Source organism: Streptomyces flaveolus (genome assembly GCF_014648815.1).
GTDB lineage: Bacteria > Actinomycetota > Actinomycetes > Streptomycetales > Streptomycetaceae > Streptomyces > Streptomyces flaveolus.
The window spans coordinates 44,540-69,574 of the sequence record NZ_BMRV01000024.1; the positions used below are offsets into that span (position 1 = coordinate 44,540).

A 25,035-nucleotide genomic window follows, 5' to 3' on the forward strand; every position below is an offset into this window, starting at 1 on the left:
ACCGTGCCTAGCCTGGCCGGCATGGACATCACCCTTCACTGGACCTTCCTCCCGCACCACGACCCGGAGGCCTCCCTCGCCTTCTACCGCGACACCCTCGGCTTCGAGGTACGCAACGACGTAGGGGAGGGCGCCATGCGCTGGATCACGGTCGGCCCCGCCGGACGGCCCGAGACGTCCCTCGTCCTGGAGCCGCCCGCCACCGCCCCCGGCATCACCGACGACGAGCGCCGCACCATCACCGAGATGATGGCCAAGGGCACCTACGCCCGCATCACCCTGGCCACCGACGACCTCGACGCCACCTTCGCGCGGCTGCGGTCGGGCGGCGCCGAGGTCGTCCAGGAACCGGCCGAGCAGCCGTACGGCCTGCGCGACTGCGCCGTTCGCGACCCCGCCGGCAACCTGGTCCGCGTCAACGAACGCCGCTGAGCCGTTCGGCACCGGCGGCGCGGTACGACCGGAGATACTGCTCGCAGACCGAGCCAGGGGATGCCGGCGGAGGCCGCGCAGCCGGCCCCGCCCGACAGAGGGAGACACGATGAGCGAGGCCACGCGGCCCGACACCCGCCCGACCGTGCCGCACGCCGCCGACGGCCACGACCTGATCCGCGTGCACGGAGCGCGGGAGAACAACCTCAAGGACGTCAGCATCGAGATCCCGAAGCGCCGTCTGACGGTGTTCACCGGGGTTTCCGGGTCGGGCAAGAGCTCCCTGGTGTTCGACACGATCGCCGCCGAGTCGCAACGGCTGATCAACGAGACCTACAGCGCCTTCGTGCAGGGCTTCATGCCGACCCTGGCCCGGCCCGAGGTCGACGTCCTCGACGGCCTGACGACCGCGATCAGCGTCGACCAGCAGCGCATGGGCGGCGACCCCCGCTCCACCGTCGGCACCGCCACCGACGCCAACGCGATGCTGCGCATCCTGTTCAGCCGGCTCGGCGAACCGCACATCGGCCCGCCCAGCGCGTACTCCTTCAACACCGCCTCGGTCCGGGCGAGCGGCGCGATCACCGTCGAGCGCGGTAACAAGAAGGCCGTGAAGGCCACCTACCAGCGCACCGGCGGCATGTGCACCCGGTGCGAGGGCCGGGGCACGGTCTCCGACATCGACCTCACCCAGCTCTACGACGACTCCAAGTCGCTGAGCGAGGGCGCGTTCACCATCCCCGGCTGGAAGTCGGACAGCCAGTGGACCGTGCAGGTCTACGCCCAGTCCGGCTTCGTCGACCCGGACAAGCCGATCCGCGACTACACAGAGAAGGAACTGCACGCCTTCCTGTACGGCGAGCCGGTCAAGGTCAAGGTCAACGGCGTCAACCTCACCTACGAGGGCCTGATCCCCAAGATCCAGAAGTCGTTCCTGTCCAAGGACAAGGAGGCGATGCAGCCGCACATCCGGGCCTTCGTGGAGCGGGCCGTCACCTTCACCACCTGCCCCGAGTGCGACGGCACGCGGCTCAGCGAGGGCGCCCGCAACTCGCGGATCGGGAAGGTCAGCATCGCCGACGCCTGCGCGATGGAGATCCGCGACCTGGCCGAGTGGGTGCGCTCCCTCGACGAGCCGTCGGTGGCACCCCTGCTCACCGCGCTGCGGCACACCCTCGACTCGTTCGTGGAGATCGGGCTGGGCTACCTCTCCCTGGACCGGCCGGCCGGCACCCTGTCGGGCGGCGAGGCGCAGCGCGTCAAGATGATCCGCCACCTCGGCTCCTCGCTCACCGACGTCACCTACGTCTTCGACGAGCCCACGATCGGCCTGCACCCCCACGACATCCAGCGGATGAACGACCTGCTGCTGCGGCTGCGGGACAAGGGCAACACGGTCCTCGTCGTGGAGCACAAGCCGGAGACCATCGCCATCGCCGACCACGTCGTCGACCTCGGCCCCGGCGCCGGCACGGCCGGCGGCACCGTCTGCTTCGAGGGCACCGTCGAGGGACTGCGGGCCAGCGACACGATCACCGGACGCCACCTCGACGACCGGGCCGGTCTCAAGGAGAGCGTGCGCAAGCCGGCCGGCGCGCTGGAGATCCGCGGCGCGACCACGCACAACCTGCGGGGCGTCGACGTCGACATCCCGCTCGGGGTGCTCTGCGTGGTCACCGGCGTGGCGGGCTCCGGCAAGAGCTCCCTGATCCACGGATCGGTCCCCGCCGGGGCGGACGTCGTCTCGGTCGACCAGAGTCCGATCAAGGGCTCGCGGCGGAGCAACCCGGCGACCTACACCGGACTGCTCGACCCCGTCCGCAAGGCGTTCGCGAAGGCCAACGCCGTCAAGCCCGCCCTGTTCAGCGCCAACTCCGAGGGCGCCTGCCCCACCTGCAACGGAGCCGGCGTCGTCTACACCGACCTGGCGATGATGGCAGGAGTGGCGACTCCCTGCGAGGACTGCGAGGGCAAGCGGTTCCAGGCGTCGGTGCTGGAGTACCACCTCGGCGGCCGGGACATCAGCGAGGTGCTCGCCATGCCGGTGACCGAGGCGGAGGAGTTCTTCGGCGCCGGTGAGGCGCGCACGCCCGCCGCGCACCGGATCCTCGAACGGCTCGCCGACGTCGGCCTCGGCTACCTCACGCTCGGCCAGCCGCTCACCACCCTGTCCGGCGGCGAGCGGCAGCGGCTCAAGCTGGCCACCCACATGGCCGACAAGGGCGGCATCTACGTACTGGACGAGCCGACCACCGGCCTCCACCTCGCCGACGTCGAGCAACTGCTCGGCCTGCTCGACCGGCTCGTCGACTCCGGCAAGTCCGTCATCGTCGTCGAGCACCACCAGGCGGTCATGGCCCACGCCGACTGGATCATCGACCTCGGCCCGGGGGCCGGCCACGACGGAGGCCGGATCGTCTTCGAGGGCACCCCGGCCGACCTCGTCGCCGCCCGCTCCACCCTCACCGGCGAGCACCTCGCGGCCTACGTCGGGGCCTGACCGGGCCGTGCCCGGACGCCTTCCCGTCCGGGCACGCCCGAGTGGTGGCGCGGCGGTGCGCGGTCCACGCTGGTCGGGGGCCGCGGAGCGGGTCCCGGTGGCCCTCCTGCCGGGCGACGCCGTCGGGACCGAGGAAGCAGGGAGTACCGGTATGGCCGCACAGCACGGCAAGGGCAAGAAGCCGAAGAAGGGCGACAAGGTCGCCTGGAGCAGTCACGGCAGCGAGACCGAGGGCACGGTGGAAAAGGAGATCACCGAACGGACCGAGGCCGCGGGCCGCACGGTCGACGCCTCACCGGACGACCCGCAGTATCAGGTCCGCAGCGACAAGTCCGGCAGGTCCGCGGTGCACAAGCCGTCCGCCCTCAGGAAGAAGTGAACGGGCGTGGACGACGGACAGCGGAAGGAAACCCGCGACGACTTCCGCGAGCTGGTGAACATGACCCCGGCCGAACTGGAGAAGTGGCTCGCCACCGACGCCTCCCGCGACGCCGGACAGCACGAGGACGGCGGAGAGTCCACCGGGCACGCCTCCGGCCGCCGCATCGTGGACATCCTGCGGACGAGGAAGAGCGACCTCACGGACGACGACTACGCGCACATGCGCAAGGTCGTCGGTTACGTCCGCCGGCACCTGGCCCAGCGCCCCTCGGGGGACGTCGATGACACCCGCTGGCGGCACTCGCTGATGAACTGGGGCCACGACCCGCTGGCCTGACGCCCTGCCACCGCACCGGAGGGACACCCCATGACAGACATGCACCGGCGTCCCGAGGGCGTCGGCGACGAGACGGTGGAGGCCCTCGGGTCCCTGTCCAAGGCGCTGGAGACCATCGAACGCGCCCGCGGGCACCTGTACTCCTTCCACCAGCTCACCGGCACCGCCGATCTGGAACTGGACCGCGCCGTGGAACTGCTGCGCGCGGCCGGCCACCCGGAGTGGGCGCAGCGCGTCGAGACGGAGATCCTCGGGCGCAACGTCATCCCCGGCCACTGGACCTTCCAGATCGTCGAGGCGTACGACCAGACGTACTACCGCGCGTTCAAGGACCTGGAGAACCAGGTGGTGGGGGAGCTGGCCGGGGGCCGGGGCCATCTGTACGAGGCGGAGATGAAGGAAGCCCGCCGCACCCGGAACCACGCCGACCACACCGCCCGCCCCGACAGCCCCGGCACCCGCTCGCCGAACGCCCCCTTCACGTGACGACCGGGCGCCCGCTCAGTCGCGTCCGCGCGCCCGCCGGAAACGGGCCAGGCCCTCGGCCAGGTCCACGACGGGGTCGGGATACGCGTCGCAGGCGGCGCGCGCGGGGCCGCTCAGCTTCCAGGGCTCGTGCACGGCCGCCCCGTCGATCCCGGCCAGTTCGGGCACCCAGCGGCGCACGTACGCGCCGTCCGGGTCGAACCGCCGGGCCTGGGCGACGGGGCTGAGGACGCGGTGGGGGCGGGTGTCGGTACCGGTGCCCGCCATCCACTGCCAGTTGAGCTGGTTGTTGGCCACGTCGCCGTCCACGAGCAGATCCAGGAAGTGCCGGGCGCCCACGCGCCAGTCCACATAGAGCGTCTTGCTCAGGAAGGACGCGGTCAGCAGACGGCCGCGGTTGTGCATCCAGCCCTCGTGGCGCAGCTGACGCATGGCCGCGTCGACGAGCGGATAGCCGGTACGGCCCTCCTTCCACGCGTCCACGTCCCGCCGGGCCCCGGCGCCGGTGCGCCAGTGGTCGTTCCGGGTCCGGTAGTCGTGGGCGGCGGCGTGCGGACGGGCGGCCAGGACCTGGCGGTGGAAGTCGCGCCAGGCCAGCTGCCGCACGAACGCCTCCGCGCCCGGGCCTTCGGCGCGGCGTGCCCGGTGGACGAGTTCCACCGGGGAGAGCGTGCCGAAGTGCAGGTCGGGGGAGAGGCGGGAGGTGGCGTCGCCGGCCAGGTCGTCCTGGTGGTCGGCGTAGCCGGTCACGGGGCCGCGCAGCCAGGCCGTCAGCCGCGTGCGTGCCGCGCTCTCACCCCCCGAGGGCAGTCCGGGTGACAGGCGGCCGGGATCCGGGCGCGACGGCAGCGGCTGTGACCCGACGCCGTCCGGGACGCGGATGCGGCGCGGGGCCGCCAGGGGCTCCCGTACGCGCTGTTCGGACCAGCGCCGCAGGTACGGCGTGAAGACGGCGAAGTGGTCGGATGCCGCAGGAGTGACGCAGCCGGGGGCCAGGACGGTGGTCACGGCATCGTGGACGTGCAGCCGGCACCCCTGGGCCTGGAGGGCGCCCCGCAGGCGCTCCTCGCGGCGGTGGGCGTAGGCGCTCACGTCGGCCGCCATGTGCACCTCGTCGGCCTGCGCCTCCCGCACCACCGTGCACACCTCGTCCACCACGTCACCGGAGCGCACGACCAGCCGCCCGCCCCGCTCACGCAGCCGCGCGTCCAGATCCCTCAGGCAGTCGGCGAGGAAGGCCAGCCGGTTGGGCACCGCGAACCCCGCGGCGTCGACGCCCCGGTCCCGGACGAACAGCGGCACCACGTCACCGCCCCGGCCGAGGGCGGCGCGCAGCGGCGGGTGGTCGTGCAGGCGCAGGTCGGCGGTGAACAGGACGACCCGAACGGCCATGGTGCTCCTTCGCGGTGGGGGTGCGGCAGGCGCCGTGGGGCGCCTCGCGGGGCCTCAGACGGCCGGCGTCCGGTGGGACGGACCGGGCCGGGGCGTGCGGGCGGCGGCCCGGGCGATGTTGCGGGCCATGCCGCCGAACACCAGGGCGTGGAAGGGTGACACGCTCCACCAGTAGGCGTGGCCCGCCAGCCCGTGCGGATGGAACAGGGCCCGCTGGCGGTACCGCGTCCGGCCGGCGCCGTCGGTCTCGGCGTACATCTCCAGCCAGGCGAGGCCCGGCAGCCGCATCTCGGCGCGCAGCCGCAGCAGCCGGCCGGGGACGATCTCCTCCACCCGCCAGAAGTCCAGCGAGTCGCCCGCCCGCAACCGGGCGGCGTCGCGCCGGCCGCGACGCAGGCCCACCCCGCCGACCAGCCGGTCCAGCCGGCCGCGTACCGCCCAGGCGAGCGGGAAGGAGTACCAGCCGTTGTCGCCGCCGATGCCCTCGATCACCCGCCACAGCGCTTCGGGCGGGGCGTCGACGCTCAGCGCGCGCTGGTCGGTGTAGAGGCTGCCGCCCGCCCAGTCGGGGTCGGTGGGCAGCGGATCGCTGGGCGCGCCGGGGAGGGACGCGGACGACCAGCGGGTGGTGACGCGTGCCTCCCGCACCCGGCGCAGCGCCAGCCGGAGGGCGTCGTCGAAACCGAGGGGATACCCGGGTGGTGCCGGCACGTACCGCTCGATGTCGTTGTCCCGGCACACCACCTCGTGGCGCAGCGACTCGGTGAGCGGACGCGCGATCGACGCCGGCACCGGGGTGACCAGCCCGACCCAGTGACTGGACAGGCTGGGCGTGAGCACCGGCACGGACAGGATCAGCCGTCGCGGCAGCTCGGCCACCTCGGCGTAGCGGAGCATCATGTCCCGGTAGGTGAGGACGTCGGGGCCGCCGACGTCGAAGGCGCGGCTGACGTCGTCCGGCATGTGCGCGCTGCCGACGAGGGCGCGCAGCACGTCCCGGACGGCGACCGGCTGGATGCGGGTGTGGACCCAGCTCGGCGTGACCATCACCGGCAGCCGCTCCGTGAGGTAGCGCAGCATCTCGAAGGAGGCCGAGCCCGAGCCGATGATGACGGCGGCCCGCAGGACGGTCGTGGGCACACCGGAGGCCAGGAGGATGCGGCCCACTTCCGCCCGCGACCTCAGATGCGGAGACAGCTCGCCCTCCGGTACGCCGGGCGGGGTGAGGCCGCCGAGGTAGACGATGCGGCGCACCCCCGCCGCCCTCGCCTGCTCGGCGAAGGTGCGGGCCGCCCGCCGGTCGGTCGCCTCGAAGTCCCCCCCGGTGCCCAGCGCGTGCACCAGGTAGTAGGCGACGTCGACGTCCTCCAGCGCCCGGCCCACCGAGTCCGCGTCCAGGACGTCGCCCCGCGCCACCTCCACGTCCCGCGCCCAGGGATGGTCGCGCAGCTTGCCCGGGGAACGCGCCAGACACCGCACCGCGTGCCCGGCGGCGAGGAGTTCCGGCACGAGCCGGCCGCCGATGTACCCCGTCGCGCCGGTGACCAGGCAGCGGCCGCGCGCCGCGCCGTCACCGTCCGCGCCGCCGCGTCCTTCGTTTCCCTCGCTCATGGTGTTCCGTCTCTCGTGGGGCAGCCGTCGTGCTGACCCCTTCCCCGAACGGACCGTGATGGGCGCGCCGTGGGCGGATGTGACCCTTCTATACGCTGATCGCGTGGCGACAGCGAACCAGCGCGGACGGCGCGCGCACGAGCGGGAGACCCCGGCCGGGGCCGAGGCGGGCGACCTCCACGTCCTCGCCGCGGGACTGCGGCGGATGAACGGTGAGATCAACCGTCTCGTGCACGGCTTCGCCGCAGCCCACGGGCTGCACGCCACCGACGTGCAGGCGCTCGCGGCGATCCTGGACGCCGAGGAGCCGATGACGCCGGGACGGCTGCGCGAACACCTCGGACTGACTTCGGGCGCGGTCACGGCCTGCGTGGACCGCCTGGAACGCGCGGGGCATGTGCGCCGGGTCAGGGAGAGTGCCGACCGCCGGGTCGTCCATCTGCACTACGTGCCCGACGCCCGCGCGGCGGCACGGACGTACTTCCGGCCGCTGGCCCAGGCCGCGGCCGCGACCCGGGACCGCTTCGACGACGAGGAACTGGCGGTGGTGGCGCGGTTCGTGGCGGCCATGAACGAGGAACTGCGGCTCGTCCGGTCCGCCGACGAGCGCTGACCTCCGCCGTTCGCGCGCAGGGGTGACGGCCGTCCGCATCGGGCGGCGGGTCGCGGGCACCAGTGGGGTACCGACATGGCACCACAGGTATATAACTCGATAATTGAGATTGTTTATGATCGAGTCACTTCACCGGCATCCCGCGCCGCCGACACCCCGCACCCGGAAGACCTGGAGACAGCAGACCGATGCCCCGCACCTCACGAGCCCGGTGGCTCGTCCCCGTCGTCCTCCTCCTGGTCTGGCTCGGCATCGGCGGGGCGCTCGGCCCGTACGCGGGGAAACTGGGCGATGTCGCCACCAACGACCAGGCCGCCTTCCTGCCCCGCAGCGCCGAGTCCACCCGGGTCATCGACGCCCGCAAGGCCTTCCAGCAGGACGAGACGCTGCCGGTGATCGTCGTGTGGACCGCCGACGGCGGCGGTGCCGTCACCGGCCACCGGGCGGAGGCCGGCCGAGCGGTCGCGGGCCTCGAGGGCGAGCCCGGGACCGTCGGTCCCGCGACGCCCGCGCTGCCCTCCGAGGACGGCGAGGCCCTGCAGGCCGTCGTCCAGGTCGAGCCCGGTCTCGGCGAACGCCTGCCCGAGGTCCTCGGGCACATCCGCGAGGCCGCCGAGCAGGTCCCGGGCACCCGGGCGCAGCTGGCCGGCCCGGCGGCCTCGCAGGCCGACCTCTCCGACGCCTTCTCGGGCATCGACGGGCTGCTCCTCGGTGTCGCCCTGATCACGGTGCTGGTCATCCTGCTGCTCGTCTACCGCAGCGTCCTGCTGCCCCTGGTCATCATCCTCGGCGCCGTCTTCGCCCTGGGGCTGGCCTGCGCGATCGTCTACGCGCTCGCCGACCGCGACATCGTGCGTGTCGACGGGCAGGTCCAGGGCATCCTCTCCATCCTCGTCATCGGCGCGGCGACCGACTACGCGCTCCTGCTCACCGCCCGCTTCCGCGAGGAACTGCCCCGGCACCCGGACCGCTTCGGTGCCGCGCGGGCCGCGCTGCGCGAGTCCTGGGGAGCCGTCGTCGCCAGCGCGGCGACCGTCGCCCTGGGGCTGCTGGCCCTGCTGCTCAGCGACCTGACCAACAACCGGGCGCTCGGACCGGTCGGCGCCATCGGCATCGTCTGCGCCGTCCTGAGCACCCTCACGTTCCTGCCCGCCGTGCTGGTCCTGCTCGGCCGCGCCGCCTACTGGCCCGCCAAGCCCGTCCGGGCCGAGGACCCGGAGGCCGGACACCGCCTGTGGCACCGCGTCGCCGGGCTGGTGGACCGGGCGCCGCGCCGCATCTGGGCGGTCTGCCTCGCCGGACTGCTCGCCTGCGCCGCCTTCTGGCCGACCCTCGACTCGAAGGGCGTGCCGCTGGACGAGATCTTCGTCGACGACGCCCCGTCGGTCGCCGCCCAGGAGACCCTGGCCCGGCACTTCCCGGGCGGCTCCGGCAACCCCGCCGTGATCATCGCGGCAGCGGACCGGACCGCCCCCGTCCTCGCGGCGGCCCGGAAGACGCGCGGCGTCGCCTCCGCCGCCCCGGTGACCGCGTCGGGCCGGCCCGGCGACGGCGCCCCGAAGGTGGTCGACGGACGGGTACGGATCGACGCGACCCTGCGGGCGCCGGCGGACAGCGACGCGGCCAAGGACACGGTGGCGCGCCTGCGGACCGCGGTGCACGCCGTGCCGGGCGCGGACGCCCTCGTCGGCGGCTACACCGCCCAGCAGTACGACACCCAGCGCACCGCCGAGCACGACCGGACGCTCATCGTGCCCGTGGTGCTCGCCATCATCCTGGTCATCCTGACCGGCCTGCTGCGCTCCCTGCTGCTGCCGGTGCTGCTGGTCGCGACCGTGGCGCTGAACTTCCTGGCCACCCTGGGCGTCTCCGCCCTGGTCTTCCGTCACGTGTTCGGCTTCAGCGGCACGGACGCCTCCGTCCCGCTGTACGGGTTCGTGTTCCTGGTCGCCCTGGGCGTGGACTACAACATCTTCCTCATGTCCCGGGTGCGGCAGGAATCGCTGCGCCACGGGGTGCGGGAGGGCATCCTGCGCGGCCTCACCGCCACGGGCGGCGTGATCACCTCGGCCGGCGTGGTGCTCGCCGCCACCTTCGCCGCGCTCGGCGTGATCCCACTGGCCTTCCTCGTGCAGATCGCCTTCATCGTCGCCTTCGGCGTCCTGCTGGACACGCTGGTGGTGCGCTCGCTGCTCGTCCCGGCCCTCGCCCGCGACATCGGCGCCGCCGTGTGGTGGCCGGGCCGCCTCGGCCGCCGGGCCCCCGGCGACGCGGAGGGACCTGACGGCCGCCCCGAGATCGGACCGGGGCCACGGTGACGCGGCCCCGGTGCGGCTCACCCGGCCAGGCCGTCACCCGCCCCCGGGGCGTCCCGGTGGGGCCGCACCGTGCCGAGGAAGCGACGCACGTCGATCTCGATGACGACCCGTGCCGGGTTCGGCCGCGGCTGCCGGTAGCGGGCCGCGTACCGGGTCTCCGCGTCCCGGACCGCGTCGGCGTCGTCCCGTACCGTCGCGACGCCCTCCAGCGTGGACCAGCGGCGGCCGTCCACCTGACTCACGGCGACGGCGGCCTTGCCGGCCCGCACGACGTTGCGCACCTTGGCGGTATCCCGGCTCGTGATGACGCGCGCGGTGCGCGTCGCATGGTCGTACGTCACACCGACCGGCACCAGGTGCGGGCTGCCGTCGGCGCGCGGCGTCGACAGGAAGCACACCCGGCGCTCCTGCCAGAACGTGACGAACTCCGCGTCCGCGTCGTCCTGTTGCCCGGTGTCCATGACGTCTCCTCGGTACGGCGGCCGCGTCGGCCGTCGGTGATCACCCGTTCGCCTCCTCACCCTACGACGCGCACGTGGACGTGAGGGCCCGTCACCCGGGTGACGGAAAACGGCGGCGGGATCCCGCCAGTCGGTGACACGGACCCGCCGGAGGGGGAAACCGTGTCCGGAAGGTCCGCGCGCACCCGCCGACGGGACGGAGAACAGGCGATGGCCACCACGACAGGCGAGACCCGACCGGCCACGACGGCGCCGGACAGCATCCGGCTGCCCGGCATCCTCCTCGGGGTGGGCCTCGGCGGCTTCGTCGACGGCATCCTGCTCCACCAGCTCCTGCAGTGGCACCACATGCTCACCAGCACCGACCACGACCGCATCGGAGTGAAGTACTACGACCCGGACACCGTCTCCGGTCTGGAGATGAACACCGTGTGGGACGGCGTCTTCCACACCGTGTGCTGGCTCTCCGTGCTGCTCGGCCTGGCCCTGCTGTACTCACGGGTCACCCACAACCGGCGGGCGGTGTGGGCCTCGCGGGTGCTGTGGGGCTGGATCCTGGCGGGCTGGGGTCTGTTCAACCTGGTCGAAGGACTCCTGGACCACCAGATTCTGGGCATTCATCACGTCCACGGCGGCCCCCACCAGGCCTGGTGGGACGCGGGGTTCCTGGTCCTGGGCGCGCTGCTCCTGCTCGCCGGCCACCTGCTCCGGCGCGGGAGCCGGCCCGTCGATCCCAGCGCTCCCCGAGGCGCCGGGCGGGCTGGGGGCCGTGCCTGATGGGCCCGACGGGCGACGCGCACTCCCCGCACCACCACGGTCCGGGCGGTGACGCCGTGCCGGGCGCCGCGACGACCCTGTTCGTCCCGCTGCTCCTGCTGGCCCTCCTGGCCGTGACCGCGGCCTACCTGCTCGCCGTACGCCGGGCCCGGCGCCGCAACCCCGCGCAGGGCTGGAGCGGCCCGCGGTCGGCGTCGTTCCTCGGCGGGACGGCGGTGCTCGCCGTCGCCCTGCTGCCGCCGCTGGGGCCCGCCGCGCACACCGACTTCCGGGGACACATGGCCCAGCACATGCTCATCGGCATGTACGCGCCCCTGCTCCTGGTCCTCGCCGCACCGGTCACCCTGCTGCTGCGCACCCTGCCGCCGGCGCACGCCCGCCGGGTGACCGGGCTCCTGCACAGCCGTCCCGCCCGCTTCGTCACCCACCCCGCCACGGCGCTCGCCCTGAGCACCGGCACTCTGGCCCTGCTGTACTTCACCCCGCTCTACAACGCGGCCATGGGCCACCCGGCGGGACACTGGCTGATGAACGCCCACTTCCTGGCGTCCGGATGCCTCTTCGCCCACGCCGTGGCGGGCCCCGACCCGGCACCCGCGCGGCCCGGCGTACCGGCCCGGCTCGTGTACCTCGGCGTAGCGATCGCCGCCCACGCCCTGATCGCCCAGGCCATGTACGGCGGGTTCTTCGTCGACATCCACGCGCCCGTCGGCCAGGTCCGGCAGGGAGCGGAGATCATGTACTACGGCGGGGACATCGCCGAACTGCTGCTCGCCACCGCCCTGGTGTCCACCTGGCGGCCCGAGCGGCGCGGGGCGCGACCGCGAGCCCTGCCGGCGGTCCCGGGGTCAGGCGGCCTTCCGGTCCGCTGAGGCCGGAGACCGCCCGGCCGGCGCCCGGCGCCGGCCCGTTCCCGCGCCGGTCCTGCCGCCGGGAACGAGCCGCAGGTGCCGTCGGCGCCGGGCGTGCCGGGCCGGTTCCGTGTCACGGAAGATCCTGTCCTCCAGCCACGTCATGGTGAACAGCAGCAGCCCGAGTCCGGGCAGCAGCAGGACGGCAACGATAACCACGTCGCAGCTCCCCCTCCGCTGTGAGCGTCTCCCTTCCGCATGCCCGGGGCGGTGCCGGTGATGGGCCCGCGCTCCGTGAAGATGACGCGACCGTCGGACATACGGCGCAAAGACGGCCAACCGCTCGAGTGGGTCAGGACGTGCCCCCGTGTCATGTTCGAGCCGGCCGTGGGTAGGCGGGGCCGACGGCAGGGACGCAGCGCCGAGGAACGGAGCACTTGAGGCGATGACGCACGCAACCGCACCCACCGGTACGGCCATCGGACCACAGGCGGCGGCCTCCTGGTCGGACTGGGTGGGCGACCACACCGCCGCGCTGGTCGGAGTGCCGCTGCGGATCGCGCTCATCGTCGTGGTCCTGCTGGTGGTGCGCGTGGTGGCGAAACGAGCCATCACACGAGTCGTGCAGCGCGTACTGGAACCGTCGGCGGGCGAGCACGAACGGAGCCGGTCGCGCTGGTCGGGCCGGGGCCCGGCCGTACTGCACCGCGACCGGTCCCGGGCGAGGCAGCGGCGCGAGCAGCGGGCCCGCACCATCGGCTCGGTGCTCAGCAGCGCCGTGACCATCGTGCTGTTCATGGTCGGCGTCGCCATGGTGCTCGACCAGGTGGGCATCGCGCTCGGCCCGCTGCTGGCCAGCGCCGGAGTGGTCGGCCTGGCGATCGGTTTCGGCGCGCAGAGCCTGGTCGCCGACTACCTGTCCGGCCTGCTGATCATGATCGAGGACCAGTACGGCGTCGGCGACTCGGTGGACCTCGGGGAAGCCGTCGGCGAGGTGGAGCAGGTCGGCCTGCGCCTGACCCACGTGCGCGACCTCAACGGCGGTCTGTGGCACATCCGCAACGGCGAGATCCTGCGGGTCCGCAACGACAGCCAGGAATGGGCCCGCGCCGTCCTGGACGTCGCCGTGACCTACGACGCGAACCTCGACACGGTCTACCGCGTCCTCGAGGACGCCGGCCGCACGCTTCGCGAGGACCCGGACTTCGCGGACCTGCTGCTGGAGGACGTCTCGGTGTGGGGTGTGCAGTCCCTCGACCCGGACGGGGTCGTGGTGCGTGTCGCGGTCAGGACCGTGCCGCTCCAGCAGTGGGGCGTCACCCGCGAACTGCGCCGCCGCGTCAAGGACGCGCTGGACGAGGCGGGCATCGACATCCCCTTCGCGCGCAACGTGTGGGTGCGCGGCGGCGACTCCTCGGAGTCCGGTTCCGCCGCCCTGCGCTGACGCGCGGGGCCGGGGGAGGGGCGGCTCGCTTGCCGTTCCGGCAAAGTCGTTCGCCGTAGCGGCGGGGGTGGGTGCAGCCTGGCGCAGGACGGGCCACGCACCTCGCGGGCCCGGCCGAGCAGACGACCGTGTCCGTTCCTCAGGAGGCACGCATGACCGACACGCCCGCACCCGCCCCGGCCGCCGACTTCTGGGAGGCCCGCTACCGCGACACCGACCGGGTCTGGAGCGGCCGCCCGAACGAACTGCTGGTCCGGGAGGCCGGCGACCTCGCCCCCGGTACCGCGCTCGACCTGGGATGCGGCGAGGGAGCGGACGCCGTGTGGCTGGCCGGGCGCGGCTGGCGCGTCACCGGCGTGGACATCTCCGCCACGGCACTCGAACGCGCCGCCGTGCACGCCGCCGACGCCGGGGTCGGCGACCGCGTCGCCTGGGAACGCCACGAGCTGGGACACTCGTTCCCCGAGGGCTCCTTCGACCTGGTGAGCGCCCACTACCTGCAGTCGCCGGTGGCCCTCGACCAGCGGGCGGTCCTCAGGAGCGCGGCGAACGCCGTCGCGGACGGCGGCACCCTGCTGGTCGTCATGCACGCCGGCTGGCCCTCGTGGCAGACCGAACCGCCCTTCGACGCCGTCTTCCCCACCCCGGACGGTGTCCTCGACGAGCTCGCCCTGCCGGCCGGTGAGTGGACCGTCCGGACCAAGGAGACCGTCCGCCGGCCGAGCACCTCACCCGAGGGCACCGAGGGCCACCGTGACGACCACGTATGGCGGCTGCGGCGCGGGTGAGGGGCGAAAGCGCCCGGTGAGCACTGCCGGCGGCCGGACCGGGTACCCGTTCGGCGGCGCCGGGCGTGTGCGGCCGGCGCGGTGGCACCGAGCAGCGAGGGAGCGGCCATGGGCGGGAAGCGGCCGTCGAGCACGGAAGAGGCCGAAGAGGGCGAAGGGGGCGCCGAGCGACTGCGCCGCTGTGCCGCCGAGGTGTACGGCTGGGACAGCCTCCTGCCCGAGCAGCTCCGCGCCATGGAGGCGGTCCTGGCCGGCCGGGACACCCTCGTCGTCATGCCCACCGGCTCCGGCAAGTCCGCCGTCTACCAGGTCCCCGGCGTGCTGCTGTCCGGCCCCGTCGTGATCGTCTCGCCGCTGCTCGCCCTCCAGCGGGACCAGATCGCCGGCCTGCCCGACGGCGCCCGCGCCCCGGGCGCGGTGGCGGTCAACTCCGACCTCACCGCCTCCCGCGCCGAGGCCGCCTGGGACGCGGTGCGGCGCGGCGAGGCCCGGTTCCTGTACCTCTCGCCGGAACAGCTGGCCAAGGACGAGGTCGTGGAGCGGCTGGCCGGGACCGGCCCCGCGCTCTTCGTGGTCGACGAGGCCCAGTGCGTCGCCTCCTGGGGCCACGACTTCCGGCCCGACTACCTCCGCCTGGAGCAGGCGGTACGGCGGGTGGGCCGGCCCCCGGTGCTCGCCCTCACCGCGACGGCGGCCCCGCCCGTGCGCCGGGAGATCGTCGAACGGCTCGGCATGGACCGGCCCCGGGTGACGGTGACGAGCTTCGACCGGCCGAACATCCGGCTGGAGGTCCGCCGGTTCCTCGACGAGGACGAGCGGCGCAGGGCGGTCGTCGAACGGGCCGCCGCCGAGCCGAAGCCGGGCATCGTCTACGCGGCGACCCGCAAGGACACCGAGCACTACGCCGCCGAACTGGCCCGGCTCGGACTGGCCGCCGAGGCCTACCACGCCGGACTGCGCAAGAGCGAACGCGCCCGCATCCACGACGCCTTCCTCTCCGGCGACGCCGACGTCGTGGTGGCGACCTCCGCCTTCGGCATGGGCATCGACAAGGAGGACGTACGGTTCGTGCTGCACGCCTCGCTGCCGGGCTCACCGGACGCCTACTACCAGGAGATCGGCCGCTGCGGCCGGGACGGCGAGCCCGCCCTCGCCGTACTCCACTACCGGCCCGAGGACACCGGCATGCAGACCTGGTTCGCCGCCCGCGCCCCCGGCCGCGGCGCGCTGTCCGACGTCGCCGACGCCGTCCACGAGCACCGGAGCGATCCCGCCGGCCTCGACCGGCTGCGCCGGGACACCGGGATGTCGCGCAACCGCGTCACCGCGGCGGTCAACCTGCTGGAGGAGGCCGGCGCCGTCGCCACCGGCGAAGACGGCGAGGTACGCCCCGAGCCCGGCACCCCGCCCGGCGCGGCGGCTGACCTGGCCGAGGACGCGGCCGAGGCACACCGGCGGACCGACCGCACCCGCGTCGACATGGCCCGCGCCTACGCCGAGACCACGGGCTGCCGACGGCGGTTCCTGCTCGGCTACTTCGGCGAGGAGTACGAGCCCCCGTGCGGCGCCTGCGACGTGTGCGACGCGCCGGAGACCGAGGCGCCGGAGACCGAAGCCGGGCCGGCACCGGCCGCCCACCCCGAGGTGGCCGCCTATCCGGTCGGCGCGCAGGTACGGCACGGTGAGTGGGGCGAGGGCACGGTACTGAGCGAGGACGGCGACCGCATCACCGTCCTGTTCGACCGGGCCGGCTACCGCACGCTGTCCCTGGAGGCCCTGGCCGACCGCGACGACCTGCTCACCGTGCTCCCGGGGGAGGACGACGAGGCGTGAGCCTGCCCTCCGCGCCCCGGCGGGCCGTCGTTCGCCCCTCCGCACCCAGGGGAACCCGCACGTCGAAAGCCGACCTGAGGTGCGGAGACGACCGGCGACAAGAACCACGAGAACCGCCGAGACGACCGGTACTCCCGGGCGCGCAGTGACGAACCGGGGGCGCACTCGGGAGCCGAGAGCCAGGCCCGCGAACGCACGGTGCCGGGCACGGCGACCGCCGACGAGGGCTACCGGCCCCAGCGGGGAACGTCCGCCGGCGAGCCGCTGAAGGGCGTCGAGACGAAGGACGCGGACCGTACGGACGGCTCGCGCGACGAGGGGTCCGAAGGAGCCTGAACGACGCGTCCGGCCGGGCGGCGGATCACCCCTGCGCCGCCTCCGCCGCGCGGTGCCGCGCCCAGGCCGCCTCCCGCAGGTCCGGGCGCAGCAGCACGTCGGCTCGCCATGCACCCGCGTGCTCACGTAGGCCTCCGGCAGCCGCCTGCCGACCACGCCCAGGACGTTGAACAGTTCCACGAGGGCCGCGAGGGCGTCTATGCCCTCGGTCGGATTGCCCGTCGGACGGGCGGCCCGCCCGTGGAAGGCCACCCGGTGCTGCACCTGCGCGGACAGCGGCGCCCGCCGCCAGTCGTACACCCCCGGATGCGGCATCCCGGGTGTGCCGCGCTGTCATCGCGGACGAGGTCCTCGACCACCGGCGCAGCGGCGCCGGGCACGGCGTCCTGATTCCGGACGCCGCCGACTCGTCGCTGCGGACGTTGCGCGTGGGTTCGGACGATGTCCTGACTGTCCGAATTGTTGAAAAAAGTATCTCCTGAGAATTTTGAGAAGAGAGGAATGCTTTGTGGCTTCCCGGACACCTGTGGTGTGAAGGCCTTTGGCTACCAGAGGAGATGGTGAAATGGCCTCCAAGGACAAGGTGCTCGAGGAAGTCACCGAGAACATCGACATCGAAGCAGCACTCGACCCCGCAGAGCCCGACGGAGTCTTCCGGGACAGTCGCGAGTGCGCCGGTCTGGCCCTGCAGTCCGGCGGCGGGCACCTGCTGCTCTCGCCCCCGACCCCGCGCCCGAAGAAGGGCTGACGGACCGACGGGAGCAGTGAAATGGAGCAGTCGAGCACGTCAGCCCTTCTCCAGGGCACGGTGCTGGACCTCGCTTCGGACGTGGTCTCCGCTCTTCGGAGCGGAGACCACGCGCGAGCGGGCGGCACCGCGACGACCGACGGCGCGGGCATCGCGCGTGCCGCCATACGTATCTTGGGCGCCGACACGCTGCTGCCCACCGCACTCCTGGGCGTACCGCCCGACCCGGGCCTGCTCGCCGTCTTCAAGGACGCCGTGACGGCCCATCCGCCGCGGCCCGACGCCGCCCCCACGGTCGTATGGAGCCACTGGGCCATGGCCCGCGCCCTGCGACGCCTCGAACAGCCCCTGGCCGGACCGCTCGCCGACGACGGCAGCGCCGAACCCGACGCACGCTGGCTCGACGACGCCGGCTGGCAGCAACTGACCCACCAGCTCGCCGTGCTCGCCCCGCTGGCCCTGCCCGGCGAGGACTGCGCGGTGACCCGTGCGGCCCGGCGCCGCCCGGTGGACGTCGCCCGCGGCTTCGTGCGGGCGGTGCGCCGCCGTGACTGGCAGCAGGCTGCCGGAGCCGGGCGCTGGCTCACCCTCCTGGACGGCGTACCGGACACCCTCGGCCTCGAGACGGGCCTCGACTTCGTACGGCTCATGGGCGGCAGCGACCCGCGCGTGGCCCTCCAACTGGAGGCGGCACGGCTGATGCCGGCCGGAGTCCTCCTGTGAGCGCGGCGCACGCGGCGGACGCGACACACACGGCCGGCACCACGAACGCCCCGTACCACGGCGAAGGGTGGGACGAGGCGGACGCGCGACACGTCCGCCGGATCGAGGAGGCCGCGCTGGACTGGGTGTACGCCCACCGCGACCGCTTCGCCCTCGGCGACGACGCCCTGGCCGCCGACGGCCAGGTGAACCGCACCTGGAAACCGCTGGGCGAACTGGCCCGGGTCTGCGCCTCCGTCTCCCTGTGCACCCCGCCGTCGGACCCGCTGCACGCACGCGTGACCGGACTGCTGGAGTTCGCCTGGCAACAGACCCGCCAGGGCGAGCTGTTCCTGCTGATGCAGTCGCTGGAGCCCTTCGCCACGTACCCGCTGGAGGTGTACGCGGCCTTCGCCTCGGCCGGACACCGGCACCCCGGATACGAGGCGTCCGCCGCCCTGGTCGCCCGGACCCGCGGCTGGCGGGGGACCGAGCAGTACCCCACCCGGCGGCTCGGCGTCATCGAGGCCGAGCGGCACAGCGGCATCCCCCCGCACGGACGGGTGCCCCAGGTGCTCGACCGCACCTGGCTGGGCGGCCTGCCCGAACCCTGGACCTTCGAGCGCGCGGCCGGCTACGCCCTCACGCACGTCGTCTTCCACCTCACCGACTGGGGACGCACCGCCCGGGGCGTGCCGCCCGACCTGGCGACGTACTTGCTGCACTGGCTGCCGCCCTGGCTCGACACCTGTCTCGAGGCCAGGATGTGGGACCTGAGCTGCGAACTGCTGGCGGTCGCGGCGAGCGTGCCGCGCCCGCCCGCACCGGCGGTGCTGCGGGACGCCTGGCACCGTGTGGCGTCGGCCCAGCACCCCTCGGGCACCCTCCCGGAGGAGGGCGTCATGCAGGACGCCGCCGACCCCGACCCGGACGATCCCTACGACTTCACCGACTGTTACCACTCCACCCTGATGGCGGTCTTCGCGGCGGCCCTGACGCGGGCGCGGCCGGAGATCGCCGGACCGGGGCACAGCGGACAAGGAGCGCCGGCATGACGGACACCCGGCTGATACACAACGTCGGAGTCGGCGCCCTGGAGTGGCTGTGGTCCCATCGCGACGGATTCCGGCTGGAGCCGGACGTCGACCCCGAGGTGGGCTTCCTGGAGCGCTTCAAGCCGGTCGGCGAACTCGCCCTGATCTGCACGGTGCTGTTCCGTGAGGGCGTGGCCGGCACGCGGCAGGCGCAACTGGCCCGCCAACTGCTCGACCACACCTGGCGGGAGACCCTGGACGGCGGCCGCATGCTGGCCCGCGGGCAGCGCATCGAGCCGTTCTCGCCCATACCGTTCGAGGTGTACCTGCCCTTCAAGGAGCTGGGCTACAGCCAGCCCGAGGTGGAACGCGCCACCGAGCTCAACCACCGCCTCGACAGCTGGGTGACGTTCCCCGTGACACCCACCCGGCGCCTGGGCCTGTCCGCCTTCCAGCGCCGCTTCGGCCTGCCGGCCCGGCCGCCCGAGTCCGCACTCGCCGGCACCACCTGGCTGGCCGCCACCCCCGAACCGTGGACGGTCGAGGGCCACACCGCCTACGACATCACCCACACCGTCTTCCACCTCACCGACTGGGGCGAGAACCCGGGCGGCCTGCCGCCCCGCATCGCCGAGTACCTCGCCACCTGGCTGCCCGTCTGGCTCGACGACTGGCTGGACCTCCAGCGCTGGGACCTGCTCGGCGAACTCCTTGTCGTCGACGCCTGCCTGCCCCGCCCGACCCTCGACCGGGCGGCCTGGGAGGGCTTCGCCGCCGCGCAGCAGCCCGACGGCGCCATGCCCGCCATACGCACGATGCCCGAGGGCGACCCCGAGGAGGTGTTCGACATCGTCTACCACCCCACGCTCGTCGCCGCCTTCGCGTCCCTGCTGGCCACCTCCCGCGCCCTCACCGAGCTGGCGCACGCCGCCTCATGACGGTCCCTCACCGCACCTGGCTCGGCGACCCCGCCGACGACGAGGACGTTCCCCCGGTCCCCGACGCCCCCGCCGAGGGCGACCTGCGCGAGCGACTGGCCGCCGCCGTCGACGTCTGCGACGCACCCGACGTCGTCTTCGCCGTGTCCCGCCGCGGCCGGCGCACCCTCCACAGCGGCGGCACCGGCACGCCCCCCGACGCGGCCCGCGAGGACCTGCGCTACGAGATCGGCTCGGCCTCCAAGACGTTCACCGGACTCCTGCTGGCCCGGCTCGTCCGGGGCGGTACACTGACCGGCGGCGAGCCGGCCGCCGCCTGCCTGGACCCCGGCCGGTCCACCGGACCCGCACCCGTGACCCTCGCCCACCTCATCACCCACACCGCGGGACTGCCGGCACTGCCCCGCGACTTCCTCCCGCGCACCCTGCCCGCCTGGCGCACCAACCCCTACGCCCGCTACCCGGCCGACCGCGTGACCGACGCCTTCCTGCGCCACCGCCCCAGGCACCGGCCCGGCACCCGCTGGCACTACTCCAACTTCGGCGTCTCCGTGCTCGGGCACGCCGTCGCGGCCGTCACCGGCACGCCCTGGCACGACCTGCTCACGGAGCACGTCCTGCGCCCGTTCGGCCTGAGCGGCACGGCGCTCGCGGCCGAGGACCCCAAGACCGACGCCACCGGGCACGCCAAGGACGGCCGCACCCCGGTACCGGCCTTCGACGCGGGCGGCTTCCAGGCCGCCGGGGCCGTCCGCTCCACCCCGCACGACCTGCTCGCCTTCCTCGAAGCCCACCTCGACCCGGCCGGTTCACCGGCGGCCGGCGCCCTGCGCGCGGTGCGGGTGCCGGTGCTGCGGCGGGGGCTGGGGCACCGGCACGTGCACACGGTGACGTGGTTCCGGCACCCCACCGACGGCGGGCCGATGTACTTCCACAGCGGGGCCACCCTCGGCCAGCAGGCGTTCCTCGGCTTCCGGCCCGACACCGGCACGGCCCTGGCCGCGGTGTGCACCCGCCGCTTCCGCGCCCACGACCCGTTCATCGCCACCGCCTACGCGTTCCTCGCCGAGGGCTAGACGTCGCCGGACGCGTCTTCGGCGCGGGGCGACCGCCCCGCGCCGAAGACGTGTGCGTCAGGCGTGCCGCCGTCCGTCACACACGCTGCCACAGGGCCGGCGTGCTCTCGGGCGACCAGGCGCCCTGCGCCTGGTGGTTCTGCAGACACCGGTACTGCACACCGGCGTAGGAGACCGTGGCCCCGACCTGGTAGACCCGGCCGGCGGCCCACGCGTCCGCCGCCGCGTTGTCCTGCGGCGCGGGCGTCTGGGCCTGGGCGACCGTGGTCTTCAGGGTGAGACCGAAGTCGCTGAGCAGCGGATTGACCGGCTGGTAGAACGTGGTGCCGCCCTTGGTGCAGTCACCGGAACCGCCCGACGTGGTGCCCTGCGCCTGGGCGCCCGCGACGAAGGGGCCGCCGGAGTCGCCGGGTTCGGCGCACACCGTGGTCTCGGTCAGCCCGTCGACCGTGCCCTCGGCGTAGTTGACACTCGTGTCGTGCTGGCGGACCGTGCCGCAGTGCCAGCCGGTGGTGGAACCGGAGCGGCACACCGACGCCCCGACGAGCGCCTCCACCGAGCCGGCGACCTGCACCTTCTGCCCGTCCTGCGCCTTGACGTCGGGCGTGGCGGTCCAGTCGGCGTTGACCGCCACCCAGGCCATGTCCTTGCCGGGGAAGGTGGAGCTCTGGAAGGTGCCCTGGTCGCTCTGGTCGGACCCGGTGGTCTTCGCGCCCGGCCTGCCGCAGTGGCCGGCCGTGGCGAAGCCCTGCTGCTCGCCCTTGGTGACCGAGAAGCCGATGGAGCAGCGCGCCCGGGCGTCGATGTAGTAGGCGTCGCCGCCGACGAGGTCCTTCAGCACCCGCGGCCGGTTCGCGGACACCCGGACGCCCACGTTCTCGGCCTCGACGCCGGCGGTCCTGACGAAGGCCGCCGCGGCCGCCTCGCTGGTCGCCTGGACCATCACCCGGTTGGTCTTCACGTCGACGTACCAGACCGGCGTCTCGGCGGTCCTGGTCCGGACGGCGGCCGCGTCCAGCTTCTCCTTGACCGCGGCGAGCTGGGCCAGCGGCTTCTCGACGACCGCCGCCCTGGCGCCCTGAGCCTCGATCGCGCCGGTGTCCGCGGCGTCGGTGGTGGCGACGGTCAGCTCGGAGGAGGTCGCGCCGCTCACCCAGGCCCCGGCGAAGCGGTCGCCCAGCGTGTTGCGCAGCCGGCCCGCACGGGTGCCGGCCTCCGCCTCGTTGACCAGCCGGGTCGTCGCCTGATCCGGCGTCAGCCTCAGGTCGCGCTCCATCGCGCGCAGCACCTGCGCCGACGGTGTGTCGGCGCCGAGTGTCTGGGCGGCGGTGGGCTGCGGTCCCGGCGCGGCCGACGCGGCCAGGGGGAGCGCGGTCAGGGCGAGCGCGCCGAGCGCGGTCAGGGCGGCGCGGCGGGTGCGCGCGGCATGTCTGCCGACCATGCGATGTGCCTCCTTCGAGGGCTGTCCGAGACAGCGGAAAACAGAGGGTGACCGAGCGGTTGACCGTGGGCCACGGGGCGTCCGGGCGAGTCACAGGCCTTGCCGGAAAATCCGGCGGAGATGCCGGACACGCGTGTCTTTCGCGCGATGGGGGACGCGGTGGGTGCAAGTGCAGTACACGCGCGGGCCCGCCGCCCCGGCTCAGGCGGGTTTCAGCCCCGGGGCGCCCGCCTCGGTGACGAAGGACGCGGCCGTGGTGACGGGCGCACCGGGCGTGCTGACGGCGGAGACGGTTCTGAAGTCCAGGTGGGCCGCCTGGCGGCCGAGTTCGACCCGGACGTAGCCGCGCTTGCCGTTGTAGAACTTCAGGTGCGGGTTGGCCCGCATGTACGTGTCCCAGTTGGCGGGCTGCTCCACGCCGTCCCGGCCGCTGGCGACGGAGGTGCAGGTGACCTCCGTGCCGAGGGTCGCGGACGCGGGGTCGTCGAAGTCGTCCTTGACGTCGAAGGCGTAGGCCACGTGCACGTCACCGGTGAGGATCAGCCAGTTGTCGACCCCGGCCGCCTTCGCCCCGGCGACGACGCGGTCGCGGGAGGCCCGGTAGCCGTCCCAGGCGTCCATGGAGAGCGCGGCGTCGGCGGTCACGTCGAACTTGCGCTGGGAGAAGCAGACCTGCTGCGGCATGACGTTCCACAGCGCCGTCGAGTCCCGCCAGCCGTCGATCAGCCACTTCTCCTGCGCGGCGCCGGTCATGGTGCGCGCCGGGTCGTCGGACTCGGGTCCGGGGGCGTGCGGGCGGTCGTCGTAGGCCTGGTCGGAGCGGTACTGGCGGGTGTCCAGGATGTCGAACTGGGCGAGCGTGCCCCAGTGCAGCCGACGGTACAGCTGCGCGTCGGGGCCCTGGGGGAGCTGTGCGGCGCGCAGCGGCTGGTTCTCCCAGTAGGCGCGGTAGGCGGCGGCCCGGCGCAGCAGGAACTCGGCCGGCGGCACGGCGTTCTCGGGGATGCTGCCGGCGTAGTTGTTCTCCGTCTCGTGGTCGTCCCAGGCGACGACGAAGGGATGGGCGTGGTGCGCGGCCTGGAGGTCCTTGTCGGTCTTGTAGAGCGAGTAGCGCAGCCGGTAGTCGGCGAGGGTCATGGTCTCGCGGTTGAACACGTCGGGCAGCGTGATGTCCGTGTAGCGGCGCTCGCCGCCCGCCGAGTTCACCGCGTACTCGTAGAGGTAGTCGCCGAGGTGGAGGACCACGTCGACGTCGTCCTCGGCGACGTGCCCGAGCACGGTGTAGTAGCCGTCCTGGTAGGCCTGGCAGGCGACGGCGGCCAGTCGCAGGGCGGACGCGTCGCTGCCCGGGTCGGGGGCGGTGCGGGTGCGGCCCGTGGGGCTGATCCAGGACCCGGTCCGGAAGCGGTAGTAGTACTCGGTGCCGGGCGTCAGGCCCGTGACGTCGACGTGGACGCTGTGGGCGTACTCGGCGTGCGCGTCGGCGGTGCCCCGGAACAGGACGCCCGCGAAGTAGTCGTCGAGGGCGACCTCCCACTCGACCGCGACCCGCTCCGTGCCCATGCCGCCGTCCTCCAGGAACGGCTCCGGTGCCAGCCGCGTCCACAGCAGCACCGAGTCCGGCAGCGGGTCACCGGAGGCGACGCCGAGGGTGAAGGGGTCCTTGGTGATGCGGGCGGTCCGCTCGCGGGCGGCGACGGCGCCCCGGGCCGGCAGGTTGGTGGAGAAGGCCAGCGCGGCGGCGGCCGCGGTGACGGTGAGGAAGCGCCGGCGGCCGAGGTGCCGGGCGGCGGCGCCCATCACGGCGTCGTGCGGGGAGTAGGCGTGCTCGGCCAGTGAGCTGTGACGGCCCGTGGGCGCCATCTGGTGTCCTCTCGTACGGGGCGGGCGGTCCATGGGCGAGCGGCACGGGAACCGGGTGGGCCCGGGCGGTCGCCCCGCGCACGCCGGCACGGGTACTCGCGTGGGGGAGAGCCGGGTTACGCGGTCCACGCCCGGGCCCCGTCGCGCGGTGACGCCGACCCGCGATGCGCGGACCCCGCATGCTAAGCAGACAAAATGACCGAAACGGGCAGGACGTGCGGAGTGATCACACAGGAGGCGGTACGCGTGTGTGGCCGGCTCGGGCCCGGGGCACCCGGTGCGGGCGGGAAAGCGCGCACGCGGCGGAGGAAGGGCGGCGGGCCGGGGCGATGGCCAGGAGACGGCGCTACGAGGTGGCGGCCTCGGGTCGCTGGTGGGACGCGGAGGACAACCGCTGGCTGCCGGCCGGCGAGGTGCACGCCTGGGAACAGGGCATGAACCAGACCGTGTGCGGGCTGTCCCTCCACCGGTCGCAGCTGTCCCGCTTCCCGTCCGTCGGCTGGGCCGACGTGCTGCCCGAGTCCGGTGGCGCGGCCGACGAGGTACGCCGGGTCTGCCCCCGCTGCGCCGCCGCGGCCGGCCGCCGCGGCGCCGATGCCCGGCCCGGGTGGCGGCGCACCAACCCGCGGCCCTAGGGCCGGGCGGCACCGGACGGCGCGGCCGGCCCCGGCCG

The 25,035-nt window shown here is 73.9% G+C and carries 25 protein-coding genes and 1 pseudogene; 19 read left to right on the forward strand and 7 right to left on the reverse strand.

What is annotated here, in order from left to right:
• Positions 1–21 precede the first annotated feature (21 nt).
• The 5 genes from IEZ05_RS34585 (at position 22) to IEZ05_RS34605 (ending at position 4,136) form a co-directional block, all read left to right on the forward strand.
• Positions 22–432, forward strand: a complete 411-nt coding sequence (locus IEZ05_RS34585) for a VOC family protein (RefSeq protein WP_189234275.1) — start codon at positions 22–24, stop codon at positions 430–432.
• 109 nt (positions 433–541) lie between these two features.
• Positions 542–2,932, forward strand: coding sequence for an ATP-binding cassette domain-containing protein (locus tag IEZ05_RS34590; protein WP_189234276.1), 2,391 nt, complete (start codon positions 542–544; stop codon positions 2,930–2,932).
• A 151-nt stretch (positions 2,933–3,083) separates the two neighbouring features.
• Positions 3,084–3,311: a hypervirulence associated TUDOR domain-containing protein gene (locus IEZ05_RS34595; protein WP_189234277.1), complete on the forward strand. Its 228-nt coding sequence runs from the start codon at positions 3,084–3,086 to the stop codon at positions 3,309–3,311.
• Between the two features lie 6 nt (positions 3,312–3,317).
• Positions 3,318–3,650: a DUF3140 domain-containing protein gene (locus IEZ05_RS34600; RefSeq protein ID WP_189234278.1), complete on the forward strand. Its 333-nt coding sequence runs from the start codon at positions 3,318–3,320 to the stop codon at positions 3,648–3,650.
• A gap of 30 nt (positions 3,651–3,680) precedes the next feature.
• Complete coding sequence (locus IEZ05_RS34605; protein ID WP_189234279.1) at positions 3,681–4,136, forward strand: hypothetical protein; 456 nt, start codon at positions 3,681–3,683, stop codon at positions 4,134–4,136.
• Between the two features lie 15 nt (positions 4,137–4,151).
• Here IEZ05_RS34605 and IEZ05_RS34610 read toward each other — a convergent pair whose 3' ends face one another.
• Positions 4,152–5,528, reverse strand: a complete 1,377-nt coding sequence (locus IEZ05_RS34610) for a cryptochrome/photolyase family protein (RefSeq protein WP_189234280.1) — start codon at positions 5,526–5,528, stop codon at positions 4,152–4,154.
• Between the two features lie 54 nt (positions 5,529–5,582).
• Entirely contained in the window at positions 5,583–7,139 is a 1,557-nt protein-coding gene (locus tag IEZ05_RS34615) for an SDR family oxidoreductase (RefSeq protein WP_189234281.1), read from the reverse strand.
• Positions 7,140–7,242: 103 nt separating this feature from the next.
• On the opposite strand from IEZ05_RS34615, the gene IEZ05_RS34620 reads away from it, so the two are divergent.
• The gene (locus IEZ05_RS34620; protein WP_189234282.1) at positions 7,243–7,752 is read left to right on the forward strand and encodes a MarR family winged helix-turn-helix transcriptional regulator; all 510 of its coding nucleotides are present in this window, start codon (positions 7,243–7,245) and stop codon (positions 7,750–7,752) included.
• A 188-nt stretch (positions 7,753–7,940) separates the two neighbouring features.
• Positions 7,941–10,070, forward strand: a complete 2,130-nt coding sequence (locus IEZ05_RS34625; protein WP_189234283.1) for an MMPL family transporter — start codon at positions 7,941–7,943, stop codon at positions 10,068–10,070.
• A 17-nt stretch (positions 10,071–10,087) separates the two neighbouring features.
• On the opposite strand, the gene IEZ05_RS34630 is transcribed toward IEZ05_RS34625, so the two are convergent.
• A complete protein-coding gene (locus IEZ05_RS34630) occupies positions 10,088–10,531 on the reverse strand; it encodes a PPOX class F420-dependent oxidoreductase (RefSeq protein WP_189234284.1) in 444 nt (147 codons plus the stop codon).
• 210 nt (positions 10,532–10,741) lie between these two features.
• Here IEZ05_RS34630 and IEZ05_RS34635 point away from each other — a divergent pair, with 210 nt between their 5' ends.
• Both IEZ05_RS34635 and IEZ05_RS34640 read left to right on the forward strand, forming a co-directional pair.
• The gene (locus IEZ05_RS34635; RefSeq protein ID WP_189234285.1) at positions 10,742–11,308 is read left to right on the forward strand and encodes a DUF2243 domain-containing protein; all 567 of its coding nucleotides are present in this window, start codon (positions 10,742–10,744) and stop codon (positions 11,306–11,308) included.
• On the forward strand, positions 11,308–12,180 hold the full coding sequence (locus tag IEZ05_RS34640) for a cytochrome c oxidase assembly protein (RefSeq protein ID WP_189234286.1): 873 nt from the start codon (positions 11,308–11,310) through the stop codon (positions 12,178–12,180). Before IEZ05_RS34635 ends, IEZ05_RS34640 begins: the two co-directional genes overlap by 1 nt.
• Here the strand turns inward: IEZ05_RS34640 and IEZ05_RS34645 are convergent.
• Positions 12,157–12,378, reverse strand: a complete 222-nt coding sequence (locus tag IEZ05_RS34645) for a hypothetical protein (RefSeq protein ID WP_189234287.1) — start codon at positions 12,376–12,378, stop codon at positions 12,157–12,159. The two genes, IEZ05_RS34640 and IEZ05_RS34645, sit on opposite strands and share 24 nt — an antisense overlap.
• 226 nt (positions 12,379–12,604) lie before the next feature.
• Here IEZ05_RS34645 and IEZ05_RS34650 point away from each other — a divergent pair, with 226 nt between their 5' ends.
• From IEZ05_RS34650 to IEZ05_RS36675, 4 genes are all read left to right on the forward strand, one after another.
• Positions 12,605–13,603 (forward strand): mechanosensitive ion channel family protein, encoded by a 999-nt coding sequence (locus IEZ05_RS34650; RefSeq protein WP_189234288.1) that lies wholly within the window; start codon positions 12,605–12,607, stop codon positions 13,601–13,603.
• Positions 13,604–13,755: 152 nt separating this feature from the next.
• Positions 13,756–14,391: a class I SAM-dependent methyltransferase gene (locus IEZ05_RS34655; RefSeq protein ID WP_189234289.1), complete on the forward strand. Its 636-nt coding sequence runs from the start codon at positions 13,756–13,758 to the stop codon at positions 14,389–14,391.
• A 108-nt stretch (positions 14,392–14,499) separates the two neighbouring features.
• Complete coding sequence (locus IEZ05_RS34660) at positions 14,500–16,224, forward strand: RecQ family ATP-dependent DNA helicase (RefSeq protein WP_189234290.1); 1,725 nt, start codon at positions 14,500–14,502, stop codon at positions 16,222–16,224.
• 198 nt (positions 16,225–16,422) lie between these two features.
• Positions 16,423–16,560 carry a hypothetical protein gene (locus IEZ05_RS36675; protein WP_229869990.1) on the forward strand — a complete coding sequence of 46 codons (138 nt, stop codon included), beginning with the start codon at positions 16,423–16,425 and terminating at the stop codon, positions 16,558–16,560.
• A 132-nt stretch (positions 16,561–16,692) separates the two neighbouring features.
• Here the strand turns inward: IEZ05_RS36675 and IEZ05_RS36680 are convergent.
• A pseudogene (locus IEZ05_RS36680) lies at positions 16,693–16,875 on the reverse strand (amidohydrolase); the annotation flags it as partial.
• 250 nt (positions 16,876–17,125) lie between these two features.
• Between IEZ05_RS36680 and IEZ05_RS34670 the strand changes: the two are divergent.
• The 5 genes from IEZ05_RS34670 to IEZ05_RS34690 all read left to right on the forward strand — a co-directional run bounded on the left by IEZ05_RS34670 (position 17,126) and on the right by IEZ05_RS34690 (position 21,058).
• Positions 17,126–17,308 carry a hypothetical protein gene (locus IEZ05_RS34670; protein WP_189234291.1) on the forward strand — a complete coding sequence of 61 codons (183 nt, stop codon included), beginning with the start codon at positions 17,126–17,128 and terminating at the stop codon, positions 17,306–17,308.
• 21 nt (positions 17,309–17,329) lie between these two features.
• Positions 17,330–18,031 (forward strand): hypothetical protein, encoded by a 702-nt coding sequence (locus tag IEZ05_RS34675; protein WP_189234292.1) that lies wholly within the window; start codon positions 17,330–17,332, stop codon positions 18,029–18,031.
• 101 nt (positions 18,032–18,132) lie between these two features.
• On the forward strand, positions 18,133–19,065 hold the full coding sequence (locus tag IEZ05_RS34680) for a DUF6895 family protein (protein WP_189234316.1): 933 nt from the start codon (positions 18,133–18,135) through the stop codon (positions 19,063–19,065).
• Positions 19,062–19,982 (forward strand): DUF6895 family protein, encoded by a 921-nt coding sequence (locus IEZ05_RS34685; RefSeq protein ID WP_189234293.1) that lies wholly within the window; start codon positions 19,062–19,064, stop codon positions 19,980–19,982. Before IEZ05_RS34680 ends, IEZ05_RS34685 begins: the two co-directional genes overlap by 4 nt.
• The gene (locus IEZ05_RS34690) at positions 19,979–21,058 is read left to right on the forward strand and encodes a serine hydrolase domain-containing protein (RefSeq protein WP_189234294.1); all 1,080 of its coding nucleotides are present in this window, start codon (positions 19,979–19,981) and stop codon (positions 21,056–21,058) included. Before IEZ05_RS34685 ends, IEZ05_RS34690 begins: the two co-directional genes overlap by 4 nt.
• A gap of 76 nt (positions 21,059–21,134) precedes the next feature.
• Here IEZ05_RS34690 and IEZ05_RS34695 read toward each other — a convergent pair whose 3' ends face one another.
• Together IEZ05_RS34695 and IEZ05_RS34700 are read right to left on the reverse strand one after the other, a co-directional pair.
• The gene (locus IEZ05_RS34695) at positions 21,135–22,499 is read right to left on the reverse strand and encodes a trypsin-like serine protease (RefSeq protein ID WP_189234295.1); all 1,365 of its coding nucleotides are present in this window, start codon (positions 22,497–22,499) and stop codon (positions 21,135–21,137) included.
• A 201-nt stretch (positions 22,500–22,700) separates the two neighbouring features.
• The gene (locus tag IEZ05_RS34700; protein ID WP_189234296.1) at positions 22,701–24,362 is read right to left on the reverse strand and encodes an alkaline phosphatase D family protein; all 1,662 of its coding nucleotides are present in this window, start codon (positions 24,360–24,362) and stop codon (positions 22,701–22,703) included.
• A 329-nt stretch (positions 24,363–24,691) separates the two neighbouring features.
• Here IEZ05_RS34700 and IEZ05_RS34705 point away from each other — a divergent pair, with 329 nt between their 5' ends.
• A complete protein-coding gene (locus IEZ05_RS34705; protein WP_189234297.1) occupies positions 24,692–24,997 on the forward strand; it encodes a hypothetical protein in 306 nt (101 codons plus the stop codon).
• The last annotated feature ends 38 nt before the right edge of the window (positions 24,998–25,035 follow it).

Excerpts from the sequence above, each read along its gene's own strand:
- IEZ05_RS34585 (WP_189234275.1), top strand. The coding sequence starts at position 22 with ATGGACATCACCCTTCACTGGACCTTCCTCCCGCACCACGACCCGGAG.
- IEZ05_RS34590 (WP_189234276.1), top strand. The coding sequence starts at position 542 with ATGAGCGAGGCCACGCGGCCCGACACCCGCCCGACCGTGCCGCACGCC.
- IEZ05_RS34595 (WP_189234277.1), top strand. The coding sequence starts at position 3,084 with ATGGCCGCACAGCACGGCAAGGGCAAGAAGCCGAAGAAGGGCGACAAG.
- IEZ05_RS34605 (WP_189234279.1), top strand. The coding sequence starts at position 3,681 with ATGACAGACATGCACCGGCGTCCCGAGGGCGTCGGCGACGAGACGGTG.
- IEZ05_RS34610 (WP_189234280.1), bottom strand. The coding sequence starts at position 5,528 with ATGGCCGTTCGGGTCGTCCTGTTCACCGCCGACCTGCGCCTGCACGAC.
- IEZ05_RS34615 (WP_189234281.1), bottom strand. The coding sequence starts at position 7,139 with ATGAGCGAGGGAAACGAAGGACGCGGCGGCGCGGACGGTGACGGCGCG.
- IEZ05_RS34625 (WP_189234283.1), top strand. The coding sequence starts at position 7,941 with ATGCCCCGCACCTCACGAGCCCGGTGGCTCGTCCCCGTCGTCCTCCTC.
- IEZ05_RS34630 (WP_189234284.1), bottom strand. The coding sequence starts at position 10,531 with ATGGACACCGGGCAACAGGACGACGCGGACGCGGAGTTCGTCACGTTC.
- IEZ05_RS34635 (WP_189234285.1), top strand. The coding sequence starts at position 10,742 with ATGGCCACCACGACAGGCGAGACCCGACCGGCCACGACGGCGCCGGAC.
- IEZ05_RS34640 (WP_189234286.1), top strand. The coding sequence starts at position 11,308 with ATGGGCCCGACGGGCGACGCGCACTCCCCGCACCACCACGGTCCGGGC.
- IEZ05_RS34650 (WP_189234288.1), top strand. The coding sequence starts at position 12,605 with ATGACGCACGCAACCGCACCCACCGGTACGGCCATCGGACCACAGGCG.
- IEZ05_RS34655 (WP_189234289.1), top strand. The coding sequence starts at position 13,756 with ATGACCGACACGCCCGCACCCGCCCCGGCCGCCGACTTCTGGGAGGCC.
- IEZ05_RS34660 (WP_189234290.1), top strand. The coding sequence starts at position 14,500 with ATGGGCGGGAAGCGGCCGTCGAGCACGGAAGAGGCCGAAGAGGGCGAA.
- IEZ05_RS34670 (WP_189234291.1), top strand. The coding sequence starts at position 17,126 with ATGGCCTCCAAGGACAAGGTGCTCGAGGAAGTCACCGAGAACATCGAC.
- IEZ05_RS34675 (WP_189234292.1), top strand. The coding sequence starts at position 17,330 with ATGGAGCAGTCGAGCACGTCAGCCCTTCTCCAGGGCACGGTGCTGGAC.
- IEZ05_RS34685 (WP_189234293.1), top strand. The coding sequence starts at position 19,062 with ATGACGGACACCCGGCTGATACACAACGTCGGAGTCGGCGCCCTGGAG.
- IEZ05_RS34690 (WP_189234294.1), top strand. The coding sequence starts at position 19,979 with ATGACGGTCCCTCACCGCACCTGGCTCGGCGACCCCGCCGACGACGAG.
- IEZ05_RS34695 (WP_189234295.1), bottom strand. The coding sequence starts at position 22,499 with ATGGTCGGCAGACATGCCGCGCGCACCCGCCGCGCCGCCCTGACCGCG.
- IEZ05_RS34700 (WP_189234296.1), bottom strand. The coding sequence starts at position 24,362 with ATGGCGCCCACGGGCCGTCACAGCTCACTGGCCGAGCACGCCTACTCC.
- IEZ05_RS34705 (WP_189234297.1), top strand. The coding sequence starts at position 24,692 with ATGGCCAGGAGACGGCGCTACGAGGTGGCGGCCTCGGGTCGCTGGTGG.